Annotated in this window: 13 protein-coding genes; 8 read left to right on the top strand and 5 right to left on the bottom strand. The window is 75.5% G+C overall.

What is annotated here, in order from left to right:
• Positions 1–56: 56 nt before the first annotated feature.
• Positions 57–1,709 (top strand): alpha-amylase family protein, encoded by a 1,653-nt coding sequence (locus ACWENR_RS13915; RefSeq protein WP_452277364.1) that lies wholly within the window; start codon positions 57–59, stop codon positions 1,707–1,709.
• A gap of 180 nt (positions 1,710–1,889) precedes the next feature.
• On the opposite strand, the gene ACWENR_RS13910 is transcribed toward ACWENR_RS13915, so the two are convergent.
• On the bottom strand, positions 1,890–3,476 hold the full coding sequence (locus tag ACWENR_RS13910; protein WP_452277363.1) for a DUF4139 domain-containing protein: 1,587 nt from the start codon (positions 3,474–3,476) through the stop codon (positions 1,890–1,892).
• A 133-nt stretch (positions 3,477–3,609) separates the two neighbouring features.
• On the opposite strand from ACWENR_RS13910, the gene fabG reads away from it, so the two are divergent.
• Positions 3,610–4,368, top strand: a complete 759-nt coding sequence (fabG, locus tag ACWENR_RS13905; protein ID WP_452277362.1) for a 3-oxoacyl-ACP reductase FabG — start codon at positions 3,610–3,612, stop codon at positions 4,366–4,368.
• 90 nt (positions 4,369–4,458) lie between these two features.
• Here the strand turns inward: fabG and ACWENR_RS13900 are convergent, their stop codons facing one another.
• Positions 4,459–4,878 carry a hypothetical protein gene (locus ACWENR_RS13900; protein ID WP_452277361.1) on the bottom strand — a complete coding sequence of 140 codons (420 nt, stop codon included), beginning with the start codon at positions 4,876–4,878 and terminating at the stop codon, positions 4,459–4,461.
• Complete coding sequence (locus tag ACWENR_RS13895) at positions 4,871–5,266, bottom strand: hypothetical protein (RefSeq protein WP_452277360.1); 396 nt, start codon at positions 5,264–5,266, stop codon at positions 4,871–4,873. The genes ACWENR_RS13900 and ACWENR_RS13895 overlap by 8 nt, the downstream gene beginning before the upstream one ends.
• Before the next feature lie 202 nt (positions 5,267–5,468).
• Between ACWENR_RS13895 and ACWENR_RS13890 the strand changes: the two genes are divergently transcribed.
• From ACWENR_RS13890 to erm, 4 genes are all read left to right on the top strand, one after another.
• Complete coding sequence (locus ACWENR_RS13890; RefSeq protein ID WP_452277359.1) at positions 5,469–6,878, top strand: glycosyltransferase family 2 protein; 1,410 nt, start codon at positions 5,469–5,471, stop codon at positions 6,876–6,878.
• A gap of 93 nt (positions 6,879–6,971) precedes the next feature.
• Positions 6,972–8,195: a glycosyltransferase gene (locus ACWENR_RS13885; RefSeq protein ID WP_452277358.1), complete on the top strand. Its 1,224-nt coding sequence runs from the start codon at positions 6,972–6,974 to the stop codon at positions 8,193–8,195.
• A gap of 105 nt (positions 8,196–8,300) precedes the next feature.
• Complete coding sequence (locus tag ACWENR_RS13880) at positions 8,301–9,206, top strand: Gfo/Idh/MocA family protein (protein ID WP_452277357.1); 906 nt, start codon at positions 8,301–8,303, stop codon at positions 9,204–9,206.
• A 665-nt stretch (positions 9,207–9,871) separates the two neighbouring features.
• Positions 9,872–10,669, top strand: coding sequence for an ErmE/ErmH/ErmO/ErmR family 23S rRNA (adenine(2058)-N(6))-methyltransferase (gene erm, locus ACWENR_RS13875; RefSeq protein WP_452277356.1), 798 nt, complete (start codon positions 9,872–9,874; stop codon positions 10,667–10,669).
• Positions 10,670–10,698: 29 nt separating this feature from the next.
• On the opposite strand, the gene ACWENR_RS13870 is transcribed toward erm, so the two are convergent.
• Entirely contained in the window at positions 10,699–10,890 is a 192-nt protein-coding gene (locus ACWENR_RS13870; RefSeq protein ID WP_452277355.1) for a DUF2795 domain-containing protein, read from the bottom strand.
• A 162-nt stretch (positions 10,891–11,052) separates the two neighbouring features.
• Between ACWENR_RS13870 and ACWENR_RS13865 the strand changes: the two genes are divergently transcribed.
• Positions 11,053–12,309 (top strand): erythromycin esterase family protein, encoded by a 1,257-nt coding sequence (locus ACWENR_RS13865; protein WP_452277354.1) that lies wholly within the window; start codon positions 11,053–11,055, stop codon positions 12,307–12,309.
• Here the strand turns inward: ACWENR_RS13865 and ACWENR_RS13860 are convergent.
• On the bottom strand, positions 12,291–13,121 hold the full coding sequence (locus tag ACWENR_RS13860) for a TetR/AcrR family transcriptional regulator (protein WP_452277353.1): 831 nt from the start codon (positions 13,119–13,121) through the stop codon (positions 12,291–12,293). The genes ACWENR_RS13865 and ACWENR_RS13860 overlap by 19 nt on opposite strands.
• A gap of 105 nt (positions 13,122–13,226) precedes the next feature.
• Between ACWENR_RS13860 and ACWENR_RS13855 the strand changes: the two genes are divergently transcribed.
• Entirely contained in the window at positions 13,227–13,868 is a 642-nt protein-coding gene (locus tag ACWENR_RS13855; protein ID WP_452277352.1) for a CatB-related O-acetyltransferase, read from the top strand.
• Positions 13,869–14,085 lie beyond the last annotated feature (217 nt).

Here is a 14,085-nt window from a genome sequence, read left to right as displayed (position 1 = left end):
GCGCGGAGCGGGCGGCGGTGTTTGCCGGCGGCCGGAACCGGAGACATAAGGCCGGCATGGCTGACAGGTGGTATTCGGAGGCGGTCGTCTACTGCCTCGACATCGACACGTACGCGGACTCCGACGGCGACGGCGTCGGCGACATCCGGGGCCTGATCGGCCGACTCGACTATCTCGCCCGGCTGGGCGTGACCTGCCTCTGGCTGCACCCCATCCACCCGTCGCCCAACCGCGACGACGGCTACGACGCCACCGACTTCTACAACGTCGACCCCCGCTTCGGCACCCTCGGCGACTTCGCGGAGCTGCTGCACCAGGCGCAGAACCGGGGCATCCGGGTGATCATCGACCTGGTCGTGAACCACACCTCGGACGAGCACCCGTGGTTCCAGTCCGCCCGGTCGTCGCCGGACTCGCCCTACCGCGACTGGTACGTCTGGTCCGACCACGAGCCGAGCGACCGGCACCAGGGCATGGTCTTCCCGGGCGAGCAGCACGAGACGTGGAGCTACGACCGGACGGCGAAGGCCTGGTACTACCACCGGTTCTACAAGTTCCAGCCGGACCTCAACTTCGCGAACCCGAGGGTGCGCGAGGAGATCAAGAAGATCGTCTCGTTCTGGCTCCAGCTCGGCGTCTCCGGCTTCCGGATGGACGCGGTGCCGTTCATCATCGAGCTGACCGAGCCGGGCAACCCGAACTCGCCGAAGGACTTCGAGTTCCTCACCGAGCTGCGCCAGCACGTGCAGTGGCGCCGGGGCGACGCCGTCCTGCTCGCCGAGGCCAACGTCGAGCCCGACCAGCTGCCGACCTTCTTCGCCGACAGCGGCGGCTCGGGCAACCGGCTGCACATGCTCTTCGACTTCATGCTCAACGGTCGGCTGATGCTGGCCCTGGCCCGGCAGGACCCGGAGCCGATCATCGAGGCGCTGCGCGACACCCCGGCGCTGCCCGAGGGCGGGCAGTGGGCCACCTTCCTGCGCAACCACGACGAGATCGACCTGTCCCGGCTCACCGCCGAGCAGCGCAACCAGGTGTACGCGGAGTTCGGCCCCGACGAGAACATGCGCATCTACGACCGGGGCATCCGTCGCCGGCTCGCCCCGATGCTCGGCAACGACCGCCGCCGCATCGAGCTGGCGTACGCGCTGCAGTTCTCGCTGCGCGGCACGCCGGTGCTGCGCTACGGCGAGGAGATCGGCATGGGGGAGGACCTGTCGCTGCCCGGCCGGGAGGCGATCCGCACCCCGATGCAGTGGTCGTACCAGCCGAACGCCGGCTTCTCCACGGCCGACCCGGAGAAGCTGGTCCGCCCGGTCATCGACAAGGGTGACTTCAGCTACGAGAAGGTCAATGTGACCGCCCAGCGCAGCGACCCGAAGTCGCTGCTCGCCTGGTTCGAGCGGATGATCCGTACGCTGCGCGAGGCCCCCGAGGTGGGCTCCGGCTCGACCACGCACATCGACGTGACCATGCCGCCGGGCGTGCTGGCGCACCGGGCCGACGGGCCGACGGGCACGATGGTCTTCCTGCACAACCTCGGCACCGACGACGCCGAGGTGGACCTCGGCATGCTGGAGCCGGAGGCCGACCTGCCCATCGACGTGCTCGCCGACCGCAACTACGGCGACGTCGGCAAGCTGGACCGCCTCAAGGTCGCCGGCTACGGCTACCGGTGGATCCGCCTCTGCCGGGGCCGCGGCCTCTGACCGGCCGCCACCCCGCCGAAGGTCGCCCCGCCGAAAGGCCGGCCACCCCGCCGAAGGCCGGCCACCCCGCCGAAGGCCGGCCGCCACACCGGAGGCCGGCCACCCCACCAGAGTTCGGCCCCCACACCGAAGGCCGCCACACGCTGAAGGCCGGTCGCCCCGCTCCGGCGGGGCGGCCGGTCACTCCCGCCAGCCGGCCAGTTCCACCCCCTTGGCGAGCTCGACCCGGAAGCCCATGGTGATCTCGCCGTCCTCGCCGGGCCCGAGCCGCAGCCGCCAGGTCAGCTCGCCCAGCTCCGTGCGCTCGGCCGGGGGCGGCACGAGGGTGGACTCCCGCACGACCACCGCCTCGTCGCGCGAGACCGGAAGCTGGTCGCGCACCTCCACCGTCGCCGGTCGGGGCGTGTGGTTGGCGACGGTGATCCGGTACTCCACGTCGCGCCGCCGGGTCGAGCCGAGGGTGGCGCGGGTGTCGGCGCGCCGGCTGAGCGTGCGCTCCACGCGGACCCGGTCGTCCACGCCGAGGGCCAGCTCGGTCTCCTCGCCGGGCGCCCACGTCTTCAGCCGGGTGGCCGCGACGAAGTCGGCGCCGTGGAAGACCGCCGCCGGGCCGGGGAGCAGCGTGTGCGCCGAGGTGTTGCGGACGGTCGCCCGCAGGTGCGCCTCGGCCGCGCGGACCGGCGCGGTCACGTGGTCCAGCCGGGCCGGCAGCTCCAGCACGGCGATGGTGGCGCGGTGGGCGCTGCCGTCCGCCGGCACCGCGACCGGGCGGGCCGGCCGGTAGGTGGCCGCGGTGACGCCCTGCTCGACCGTGGCGGCGCTCTCGCGCACCCTGGGGCGCGGCGCGCCGGACCGGGCCACCGCGCCGGCGGGTGCGGCGCCGGGGGCCGGGGGCGCCGACATCGCGCCGAAGCCCGCCGCCGCCACCGGCATCGGCGGCGGCACCGGCCGGACCCGGTCCAGATACCAGGGCGTCAGCTCGGGTACGCCGGTGGCCGTCGCCGGACGGGCCGTCGAGAGTTCGAGCGGGCACTCCGGCCAGTCCTCGCCGGTGTCCTGGCTGACCAGGCCGAACCAGGTGACGGTCACGGTGTCGTCGACGAGCCGCACGTCGTAGGAGGGTTGCCAGCGGGCCCCGTCGACCAGGTAGCTCAGCTCCAGGTCAAGCTCGGCGTCGTCGGCGTCCACCGACACCGTCACCTCGGCGACCAGCCGGTCCGCCTCCCGCTTGCCGCTCGCGGCCGCCAGCTCCCGCTCGACGGCAGCCCGCTCCTCGGTCAGGTCGGTGCGCCGCCGGGCCAGCCCGCGCCGGCGGCGCTGGGAGTCGGCGAGCTGGCCGGCCACCGAGTCGGCGAAGGCGGCCACGTCGGTCGGGGCGGCGTCGCCGCAGGCCAGCGCGCGGGCGTACGTGCCGCCGGCCCGGTCGGCCAGCCGGGCGAGGAACTGCCCCCGCTGCGTCTCGACCTCGTCGGCGTCGTCGACCTCGGCCAGCTCGTCGGCCAGCTCCCGGCTGCGCTGCTCCAGCGCGCGGACCTGCCCGTCGGCGCTGCGGGCCCGCCGCGACGTCGTGACGTCCACGCCGAGCACGGTGGCCGCGCCCCGGCCGCCGACCCGCAGCGAGTCCCGCCGCACGCCCAGCGGCAACGGCGCGACGCGTACCCGATGCTCGCCGGCGGTCAGCCGGATGCTGCCCCGGCGGGTGACCCGGGCCCGGTCCGGATAGACGGTGACGCCGACGACGGGTGCTTCGATCTCCACTGCCTCCACGGCGGCGAGAGTAGCCGGGCGGCGCTCGCGACCCGGCCGGCCGCGGCGGGGACCGGCGTCCCGCGGCGGGCCGAGGCGGCGTACGCCTGGGTTAAGCTCCTGGCCATCGAGCGCAGGTTACCGGGAGGTAGGCATGTCGGAGCAGCAGCGGGTCGCCATCGTCACGGGCGCGGCGCGGGGGATCGGGGCGGCCACGGCCCGGCGGCTGGCGGCCGACGGCCTCGCCGTCGCGGTGGTCGACATCGACGAGTCGGCGACGAAGGAGACGGTGGACGCCATCGCCGCCGCCGGTGGCCGGGCGCTCGGCGTCGGCGCGGACGTCTCCGACCGGGCCCAGGTCGAGGCGGCCGTCGAGCGGGTCGCCGCCGGGCTGGGCGCGCCGACCGTGCTGGTCAACAACGCCGGCGTGCTCCGCGACAACCTGCTGTTCAAGATGGCCGACGCCGACTGGGACACGGTCATGGGCGTGCACCTGCGCGGGGCGTTCCTGTTCAGCCAGGCGGCCCAGAAGCACATGGTCGAGCAGAAGTGGGGCCGGATCGTCAACCTCTCCAGCACCTCCGCGCTCGGCAACCGGGGCCAGGCGAACTACTCCGCGGCGAAGGCCGGCCTCCAGGGCTTCACCAAGACGCTCGCCATCGAGCTGGGCCCGTTCGGGGTGACCGTCAACGCGGTCGCGCCCGGCTTCATCGTCACGGACATGACCGCCGCCACCGCCGCCCGGATGAAGGTCGACTTCGACGACCTCCAGAAGCACGCCGCGGCGGAGATCCCGGTCCGCCGTCCCGGCCGGCCGGAGGACGTCGCGCACACGATCTCGTTCCTGGCCAGCGAGGGCGCGTCGTTCGTCTCCGGCCAGGTCATCTACGTCGCCGGCGGCCCGAAGGACTGACCCCGTCCACGCCGCGGAATGCGCCCGGTGCGGCCGGTGAACCCGGCCCGCCGGGCGCCCCGACGCCGGGCCGCGGCGGCGGGCGGCGGGTCAGTCGCGGGCGGCGCGGGTGCGCCAGAGCCAGAGCAGGCCGAGCACCGGCAGGACCAGCGGGATGTAGCCGTAGCCGCTGCCGAAGCCCGACCAGACCGTCTCGTCGGGGAAGAGTTCCGGGTCGGCCAGGCTGAGGATCCCGACGCCGAGCACCCCGACCAGCTCCACCGTGCAGCACGCCAGCGCGACGCGCCGGCCGGCGTCGCCCGCGCGCGCCAGCCCGACCGCCGCGACGATGTAGATGGCGGCGGCGAGCGCCGAGAGCAGGTACGCCACCGGGGCCTCGTCGAACTTCGTGGCGATCTGGAGGCCGGCGCGGCTGGTGGCGGCGATCGCGAAGAGCAGGTAGACCGCGATCAGCAGCCGCCCCGGGCCGGCGTTGGTCCGCTTCCGCTCCGGGGCCCGCACCTCAGCCACCGAGCACCTCCCACGTCTGCTGGAGCCGTACGACGACCACCGGGGTGACCAGGCAGACCGCGCAGACGATGGCCGAGCCCCAGCGGGTCGGCTCCATCCGCGCCAGCACCCACGCCAGCGGCGGCAGGCAGACCAGCGTCGCCAGGTAGCCGAAGAAGGCGCCCGGCTCGTCGGGGCGCTCACCGCCGCCGAGGGCGACCCCCGCCAGCACCGCCAGCGCCAGCAGCGCCGCCTCCAGCAGGGCCAGGCCGGCGTACTGCGCCCGGTCCGGGGCGCGGTGCCGCAGCGTCGCCACCAGCGCCCAGGCCGCGACGAGGAGCGAGAGCACGATCGAGGCGGTCGCGAGGAGCCCGTCCACCGGCGAGCCGGCCGAGGCTGCGCTGGTCATCGGGGCCATCCGGGGCGCGGTTCGGTCACCGGCACAGCCTACTAACCCGCGTAGTACACCCCGCGACCCGCCGCCCTCGCGGTCCCGCCGCCGACCCCTATCGACCCCTATTTATGGGTAAGCGGGCGGTCGCGGAGCGTTATCCTCTGGAGATCGTCGCCCCGACCTCCGATGGCACGTTCGTCCGACGGAGAGGATCGCCATGCCGCTGCCCACCACCCGTCCGGCGTTGAGTGTGGTGATGCCGACCTACCAGGATCCGCAGTGCCTCGCGCTGACCCTCCGGGCGTTGACCCGCCAGACGCTGCCGCCCGAACGCTTCGAGGTGATCGTGGTCCGGGACGGCGGCTCGTCCGACGGCTACGCCGAGGCCCTCGCCGAGGGCGCCGGTCTCCGCCTGCGCGTGGTGGAACTCGCCGGGCGCAAGGGCCGCTCCGCCGCCCGGAACGCGGGGGCCCGGTGTGCCTCGGCGCCCCTGCTGGTCTTCCTCGACGCCGACTCGTGGGCCGTCCCCGACCTGCTGGAGCGGCACCTGACGTGGCACGGCACGCCCGGCAACGCGGCGGTGCTGATCGGCCGGCGGGACGAGATCGGCCTCGCGGACCTGCCCGCCGTGCTGGCCGGCGAGTCGGACGGGATCGCGCGGGCCTTCCCGCACGGTGGCGACCTGCGGTTCGGTACGGGGCTTCCGACCGACGACAGCGACTGGCTGCGGGCCGGCTGGGTGGTCGCCTACACGCACAACATCTCGCTGCCCAGCGAGGTCTTCGCCCGGGTCGGCGGCTACCGCGAGGCGTTCGGCCTGAGCTACGGCGTGGAGGACGTCGAGCTGTTCTACCGCGTGGACCGCAGCCTGCCGGACGGCGTCAACTTCGGGTACGACGACGACGCCCGGGTCGTCCACCTGCCGCACCACAAGAACATCACCCGCAACTGGATGGAGATGAAGGCCAACTTCCAGCAGGCGGCCAGGATGTATCCCTGCCTCGAGTGGGAGTTCCTCACCGCGGTCATGGGATACGAGGCGATCCGGCGGATGCTGCACTACCGGGCGCTCATCGAGGAGTGCGTCCAGCGCTCCGCCTGCGCCATCGGGCCCGCCGTCGCGCGCCTCGCCGGCCGGCTGCGGGGGCCCCGGGTGCTCTGGATCGGCACCGGCCGCGCCGAGGCGGGGCTGCCCGCCGCGGCGCTCACCTACGACTACGCCGCGCCCACCGGGCCGACCAACCTCCACCTGCTCGGCGTCGCGCCGCCCATGCCGCCCGGCAGCCTGGACGCCGTGGTCAGCGTCGACTTCTGGCGGTACCTGCTGTGGCCGGAACTCTGCCAGTTCATCTCGGCCTCGCTGGCGCTGGCCGGCGAGGTGCACCTGGTCGCCACCGCCGACGCCACGCCGGGGATGTGCGCCGCCGACCCGGGGACGCTTGACTACCTGCGCCAGGCGCAGGCCGCCGAGTACGCGGCCGAACTGCGCGAGGTCGAGGGGCTCGGCCACGTGTTGACCCTGCGGTCCCGCCAGCCCGTGGCCGGCGCCGCGCGCCGGGTGCCCGCCCGGCCCGCCGCCCGGCGACCCGCGGCGCTGGCGCCCGGGGGCACCCCGACGCCGGGGTAGCGGATCGAGGACGCAGCGAGGCCCGCCGAGGGAGTCGGGCCCGTACCGCCACGCCCGGATTCCGCCGCCGCCAGAGACGGAAAGGCGAACATCATGCGCGTACTGCTGTCGACCCTCGGGTCGCGCGGCGACGTCCAACCACTGGTGGCGCTGGCGTCGCGGCTGAAGGCCCTCGGCCTGCAGGTCCGCCTCTGCGCCCCGCCGGACTTCGCCCGCTGGGTGGCCACCTTCAGGATTCCCTTCGTGCCCGTCGGCCCGCCCTGGCGCAGGTCGGCGGCGCCCACGGCGCGGGCTGCCGCACCCCGCCCCTCGCCGGCCCGGCTGCGTCAGTTCGCCGAGTCCTCCATCGCCGTACAGTTCGAGGTGCTGTCGGGGGCGGCCCGGGACTGCGACGTCCTCGTCGCGTCGACCGGCCTCCAGATCGCCGCCCGCACCGTCGCGGAGAAGCGTGGCATCCCGTACGTCTACGCGGCGCTCTGCCCGGCGGCCCTTCCCTCGCCGCACCACCCGCCGCCGCCCCTGCCGCTCCTCGGGGCGGCGCCCGCGCCCGCGTCGGCCGACAACGGCGAACTGTGGGCCGCCAACCTGCGGCACGTCAACGACACCTTCGCGGCGCCGCTCAACGCGCTCCGGGCGGCGGTGGGACTGGTCCCGGTCGACGACGTCAGCGACCACATCCACGGCGACCAGCCGTGGCTGGCCACCGACCCGACGCTGGCGCCCTGGCCGGAGCCCGCCGACCCGGCCGTCTACCAACCGGGCGCCTGGCTGCTGCCGGACGAGCGGGCCCTACCCGCCGAGCTGACGGCCTTCCTGGGGGCCGGCGGGCCGTGCGTCTACCTCGGATTCGGCAGCGTCTCCGCGCCACCGGGTCTGCTGGAGACGGCGCTGCGGGCGGTGCGCGCGGTCGGCTGCCGGCTGGTCGTCTCCCGGGGCTGGGCACCCCTGTCGCCGGTCGACCGGGCGCCCGACTGCGTCGTCGTCGGCGAGGTCAACCAGCAGGCGCTGTTCAGGTTGGTGGCCGCGGTGGTGCACCACGGCGGCTCGGGCACCACGACCACGGCCGCGCGGGCCGGGACGCCGCAGGTCGTCATACCGCAGGTCTACGACCAGCACTACTTCGCGCAACGCGTCTCCGCACTCGCCATCGGCCGCGCGCACCCGGAGGCCGTGCCCACCGTGGAGTCGCTGACCGCCGCCCTCGGCGCCGTGCTGCGGCCCGAGGTGGCCGCCCGCGCCCGCGCGTTCGCCGCCGTCGTCCGTACGGACGGAGCGCAGGCCGCCGCGCGACGGTTGGTCGCCGCTCTCGGGGCCTGAACACCCTGCCCCCGGGGCGCACCGGGCGGGGCGCTGCGGTGGGGAAAGGCACCTCGACGGGCCCTCGCGGGTACCGTGGTGGGACGACGACGGTGGAGGTTTCTGGTGGTGCGGTTCGGGTTGTTCGGCACCGGGCACTGGGCGGCGCAGACGCACGGCGCGGCGCTGCACGCGCACCCGGGAGCGACGCTCGCGGGGGTCTGGGGCCGCGACCCACGCAAGGCCGCCAGCCTGGCCGACCACTACGGAGTGCCCGCGTTCACCGAGGTCGAGGCGCTGCTCGACGCCTGCGACGCGGTCGCGGTGGCCCTCCCGCCGGACGTCCAGGCCGACATCGCGGTCCGCGCCGCCGCCGCCGGCCGGCACCTGCTGCTGGACAAGCCGCTCGCGTTGAGCGTCGCCGACGCCGACCGGGTGGTCGACGCCGCGCAGGCGGCCGGCGTCGCCTCGGTGGTCTTCTTCACCGGGCGCTACCAGCCGGACATCGCCGGCTTCCTGGCGTCGACCGCCGCCGTCGGCGGGTGGCACACCGCCAAGGCGGTCCGGTTCGGCTCGATCTTCCAGCCCGGCAGCCCGTACGGCGCCTCGCCGTGGCGGCGCAGGCACGGCGCGCTCTGGGACATCGGCCCGCACGCGCTGTCGCTCGTCCTGCCGGTGCTCGGCCGGGTCACCCGGGTCGCCGCCATGGACGGCCCGCGCGGCCTCGTCCACCTGCTGCTCACCCACGACGGGGGCGCGACGAGCACCGTCTCGCTGACCCTGGACGCCCCGCCGGAGGCGGTCACCCGGGAGTTCGTCTTCTACGGCGAGAACGGCGTCGAGACCGTCCCCGCCGGCGAGGGCGACTCGGTCACCGCGCTGGGGGTGGCGATCGACCAGCTGCTGGCGGAGATCGCGTCGGGCACCCGGGACCACCGCTGCGACGTGCGCTTCGGCCGCGAGGTCGTCGCGGTGCTCGCCGCCGCCGAGACCGCCCGCGCCGAGGGCCGCACCGTCGACGTGGCGGGCTGACCGGGCGAGCCGTCGCCGCCCGGGCGACAGCAGCTGCCCACTCGGCAACGGGTCGGAGCGGGCCGGCGGGCCGGGCGGAAGCCGGTCGGGGCCCGGCGGTCGGTGCGGAAGTCGGCCGGTGGCGGGTCCGTCGGGGGCGGGCCGGCGGGCCGGGCGGAAGTGGGTCGGGCATGACCGGCCGCGGGTGGGTCCGGCGGGTGGGGCGGAAATCGGTCGCCGGGCGGGACCGGCGGGGCTAGGCTCGCCCGCATGCCCACGCACGCTCTGATCAAGGGGGTCGGCGCGCCGGCCGCCCTCGGGTCGCTGTTGGCGGCCCGCCTGCGAGTCCGGCGTCCGGCCCTGGCCGGCGCGACCCGCGACTGATCCCGCACCGCACGCACGGCACCCCCCGTCCGGTCCTGTCCGGGCGCCGGGCGCCGTCCCACCGTCGCCCCGGGTAACTCCCCGGAGGTGAGCGCCGCCGTCGGCGCCACCCCGGCCGCCCGCGCGACGCCGGGTGCCGCCCCGACCTCCGGGTCGGCGGTGGCGTGCCGCCGTGCGCCCGCCGATCCGACGTTCCGCGCCACGCACAGGGCCGTCCGAGTCCACCGTTTCCTCGGACAGGCCCGCACTTCCGGCTGCCTGTCCGCCCCGTCGCCGCCCGGCGACAGACAGGACGATGACCCGTGGCGCCCCGCCGTACCCGTGCGACCGAACGCGACCGCTCCCGGCGCGTGCTCTCCCAGAACTTCCTCGTCGACCCGGCCGCGATCGCCCGGCTGGTCCACGCCGCCCGCCCCGGACCCGACCGGCTCCTGCTGGAGGTGGGGGCCGGCCTGGGCCAGCTCACCCGGCCGCTCGCCGACCGGTGCCGACAGCTCGTGGCGTACGAGGTGGATCCCGCCGCCGGCGCGGAGCTGGCCCGGGTCTGCGCCGCCCGGCCGAACGTGACCCACCGGCAGGCCGACTTCCTGACCGCGACGCCGCCGGCCGAGGCGTTCGACGTGGTCGGCAACATCCCCTGGTCGCTCACCGCCGCGGTGGTCCGGTGGTGCCTGGCCGCCCCGGAACTGGGGGCGGCGACCCTGCTCACCCAGCTGGAGTACGCCCGCCGGCGCAGCGGCGACTACGGACGGTGGACCCGGCTCACCGTGCTGACCTGGCCGGAGTACGGCTGGCGGCTCGCCGGTCGGGTGCCCCGTACCGCGTTCCGCCCGGCGCCGAGGGTGGACGCCGGCATCCTGCGCGTCGAGCGGCGGCCGGAGCCGCTGCTGCCCGGGTCGGCGCTGCCGGCGTACCGTCGGATGGTGGAGATCGGCTTCGACGGGGTCGGCGGCTCGCTCGCGGCCTCGCTGGGCCGGCACCACCCCCGGGCGCGGCTGTCGGCGGCGCTGCGGGCGACGCGGCTCGACCCGGCCACGCCGGTCGGGCACGTCTGGCCGGAGCAGTGGCTGGTGCTGTTCCGGCTGCTGTACGCCCGCTAGGGCGCCGCCGGACCGGGCGGACCCGCCCGTCAGGCCAGCGTGTTCAGGGCGTCGCCGAGCTCGGCGGGGGAGTCGAACTCCTCCGCCGGCAGGGACCGGAGCGTCTGGAGCGTCTCCGTGCCGACCCCGTTCTCCTGGCCCCAGCGGATCAGGTCCTCCCGGGAGACCGGGTAGTCGAGCCCGGCCAGGTACTCCTGCAACTGCGCGCCGGTGACGGTCATGCCGGCGGGCTACCCGCTCAACCCGCCGGCACACCGCCCGACCCCGCCCCTGGTTCGCCCCGCGCGGGGTCGCGTCTTCCCGCGCGGGGTCGCGTCTCCTCGCGCGGGGTCGTACCCGTGTCACGGCGGTTTGCCCGGCGACACGCCGGGTAGCCGCCCGGCATGCTGGTTCAGCGGCTCGGCGCGCCGAGCGACTTCGACCCGTTGCTGGAGCGCGTCCGGGACGCCCGGATCGTGATGATCGGCGAGGCGACGCACGGCAGCTACGACTACTACCGGCTGCGCGAGCAACTCACCCGCCGGCTGATCGCCGAGTGCGGCTTCTCCTTCGTCGCGGTCGAGGGTGACTGGCCGGACTGCGACCGGGTGCACCGTTCGGTGACCGGGGCGCCGGGCGGGGCGGTCGAGCCGCGCGCCGCGCTGGAGCGCTTCGAGCGCTGGCCGACGTGGATGTGGGCGAACGCCGAGGTGGCCCGGTTCTGCAGTTGGCTGCGGGCGTGGAACGTCGAGCGGCAGGCGGGGGCCCGGGCGGGCTTCCACGGCCTGGACGTCTACAGCCTCTGGGAGTCCATGCAGGCGATCTTCGACTACCTCGGCGAGGAGGACCCGGCGTCGCTGGAGGCGGCGCAGGACGCGTACCGCTGTTTCGAGCCGTACGGCAAGCGCGTCGAGGAGTACGGCATGGCCAGCCGGTTCGTCTCCGCCCGGTGTGAGGAGGAGGTCGTGCGGCTGCTGGCGCGTACCCGCGAACAGGCCGCCGTGGACGGCCCGGACAGCTTCTCGGCCTGGCAGAACGCGGAGGTGGTGGCCGGCGCGGAGCGCTACTACCGGGCCATGGTGCGCGGCGGGCCGGAGTCGTGGAACGTCCGGGACACCCACATGGCGGACACGCTGGACCGGCTGCTCGAACGGTACGGGCCCGACGCGCGCGGGATCGTCTGGGCGCACAACACCCACGTCGGGGACGCCCGGGCCACCGACATGGCCGCCGACGGGATGGTCAACATCGGTCAGCTCGCCCGCGAACGGCACGGCCCGGACGAGGTGGTGCTGGTCGGCTTCGGCAGCTACCGGGGCACGGTGATCGCCGCGCCGCGCTGGGGCTCGCCGGCCGAGGCGATGGTGGTGCCGCCGGCCCGGCCCGGCTCGGTGGAACACCGCCTGCACGAGCTGATGCCGGACCGGGCGGTACTCGTCTTCGGCGGCCCCGACCAGCCGGGCTGGGTCACCGGCACCGCCGACCACCGGGCGATCGGGGTGGTCTACGACCCGTCCTTCGAGTCGTGGGGCAACTACGTGCCGACCCGGCTGGGGGAGCGCTACGACGCCTTCGTCTGGTGCGACGAGACCACCGCCCTGCACCCGCTGCCGGCCCTGAGCAGCCCGGGCGAGATGGAGACCTACCCGGCGGGCGTCTGATCCCCCGGCGTGCCCGGTGTCGGCGTGCCCGGAGCCGGCGTGCCCGGAGCCGGTGTGCCCGGAGCGGGCGTGTCAGGAGCCGGTGTGTCGGGAGCCGGTGTGTCCGGGGCCGGTGTGTCCGGAGCCGGCGTGCCCCGGGCCGGCGTCTCCGGAGCCGGTGTGGCGCGCAGGACGCCGGCCCGGGCGGCGGCCAGCGCGGCGTCGGCGGCCCGCTCGGCGACCGCCGCGTCGATCGGCTCCCCGCTGACGAACAGCCGGTAGTAGAGCGGGGCGACGGCCACCCGGACCACCTCGGCGGGGTCGGTGTCGGCGGGCACCTCGCCCCGGCGCACCGCCCGGCGCACCAGCGGCGCGGCCTGCTCGTGCCGGGCGGTGAAGAAGGCGTGCAGCGCGCGGGCGGCGGCCGGGTCCTGCACCGCCGCCGAGACGAAGGCGGTGGCGACCGGCCCGCTCTCCGGGTCGGTGAAGCCGGTCAGTACCTCCCGGGTCAGCGCCCGCAGGTCGCCGGCGAGGTCCCCGGTGTCCGGGACGGGCCACGGCTCGCCGCTGGCCAGCTCCAGGGCGTCGGCGATCAGCCCCTCGACGCTGCCCCAGCGCCGGTAGACGGTGGTCTTGTGCACGCCGGAGCGGTCGGCGACCGCCTCGACGGTCAGCCCTTGGTAGCCCCTCTCCGCCAGCTCCGCCAGGGTGGCCGCGCGGACGGCGGCGCGGACCCGGGCGGCGCGACCGCCGGGCCGGGTGGCGCGGTCAGGAGTGGTGGCGCGGTCGGAAGGGGTGGCGCGGTCGGAAGGGGTGGCGCGGTCGGGAGACAAAGGCAACTCCAGTTGCGTTATGGCGGAACGGCAGGCATCATCAGGAGCCTATCGCAACTCCGGTTGCGTTTAGGTGGGCGCGCGCCGCCCGACGAGAGGAGCCGCATGACCGCTGTCCCTGACCCGACGACCCGTCACCCGCTGCCCGGCTTCGACCGGGTCGCCTTCCTCAAGCCCGTGGTCACCTCGCCGACCATCGAGGTCGGGGAGTACACCTACTACGACGACCCCGCCGGGCCGGCCGACTTCGAGCGCGCCAACGTGCTCTACGCGTACGGGCCGGAGCGACTAATCATCGGGCGGTACTGCGCGATCGCCACCGGGACCCGGTTCCTGATGGCCGGCGGGGCGCACCCCATGTCCGGTGTCTCGACCTACCCGTTCGCGATGTTCGAGGGCGCCTGGCGGGACGCCACGCTGGATCTCGCCACGGGCACGCCGAGCCGGGGCGACACGGTGGTCGGCAACGACGTCTGGTTCGGCTACGGCTGCCTCGTCATGCCCGGCGTACGGATCGGCGACGGGGCGGTCATCGCGGCCGGCTCGGTGGTCACGACCGACGTGGAGCCGTACGCGATCGTGGGCGGGAATCCGGCGCGGCTGATCCGGCGGCGGTTCGACGCGGCCGACGTGCGGCGGCTGCTCGACCTGGCGTGGTGGGACTGGCCGGCGGAGCAGGTGGCCCGGCACGCCCGCGCCATCATGGCGGGCTCCCCGGCGGACCTGGAACGAGCGGTACGCGGCTGACCCGGAACGAGCGGTATGCGGCTGACCCGGAACGGGCGGTACGCGGCTGGCCCGGAACGGGCGGTACCCGGCTGACCCGGCACCTCGCCCGGCGCCCGAAGGGCGAGCACCCCGGTCTCTACGCCGGCCCCGCATGTGGGTCTGGCGGTGCGGTCCCGGGCCGACAGCAGCGGCTCCCCGGCGGGCGGGGGCGGCGGCCCCCCCCCCCCCCCCCCCC

This window comes from Micromonospora sp. NPDC004336, assembly GCF_053602615.1.
The sequence above is the reverse complement of the archived record's forward strand: the minus strand, read 5'-3'. Positions and strand labels throughout refer to the sequence as shown.

Bases quoted from the DNA above. Each gene is read 5' to 3' on its own strand.
- ACWENR_RS13895 (WP_452277360.1), bottom strand. From the start codon at position 5,266: ATGACCAGCGCAGCCTCGGCCGGCTCGCCGGTGGACGGGCTCCTCGCG.
- ACWENR_RS13865 (WP_452277354.1), top strand. From the start codon at position 11,053: ATGCTGGTTCAGCGGCTCGGCGCGCCGAGCGACTTCGACCCGTTGCTG.
- ACWENR_RS13890 (WP_452277359.1), top strand. From the start codon at position 5,469: ATGCCGCTGCCCACCACCCGTCCGGCGTTGAGTGTGGTGATGCCGACC.
- ACWENR_RS13885 (WP_452277358.1), top strand. From the start codon at position 6,972: ATGCGCGTACTGCTGTCGACCCTCGGGTCGCGCGGCGACGTCCAACCA.
- ACWENR_RS13915 (WP_452277364.1), top strand. From the start codon at position 57: ATGGCTGACAGGTGGTATTCGGAGGCGGTCGTCTACTGCCTCGACATC.
- ACWENR_RS13870 (WP_452277355.1), bottom strand. From the start codon at position 10,890: ATGACCGTCACCGGCGCGCAGTTGCAGGAGTACCTGGCCGGGCTCGAC.
- fabG (WP_452277362.1), top strand. From the start codon at position 3,610: ATGTCGGAGCAGCAGCGGGTCGCCATCGTCACGGGCGCGGCGCGGGGG.
- ACWENR_RS13855 (WP_452277352.1), top strand. From the start codon at position 13,227: ATGACCGCTGTCCCTGACCCGACGACCCGTCACCCGCTGCCCGGCTTC.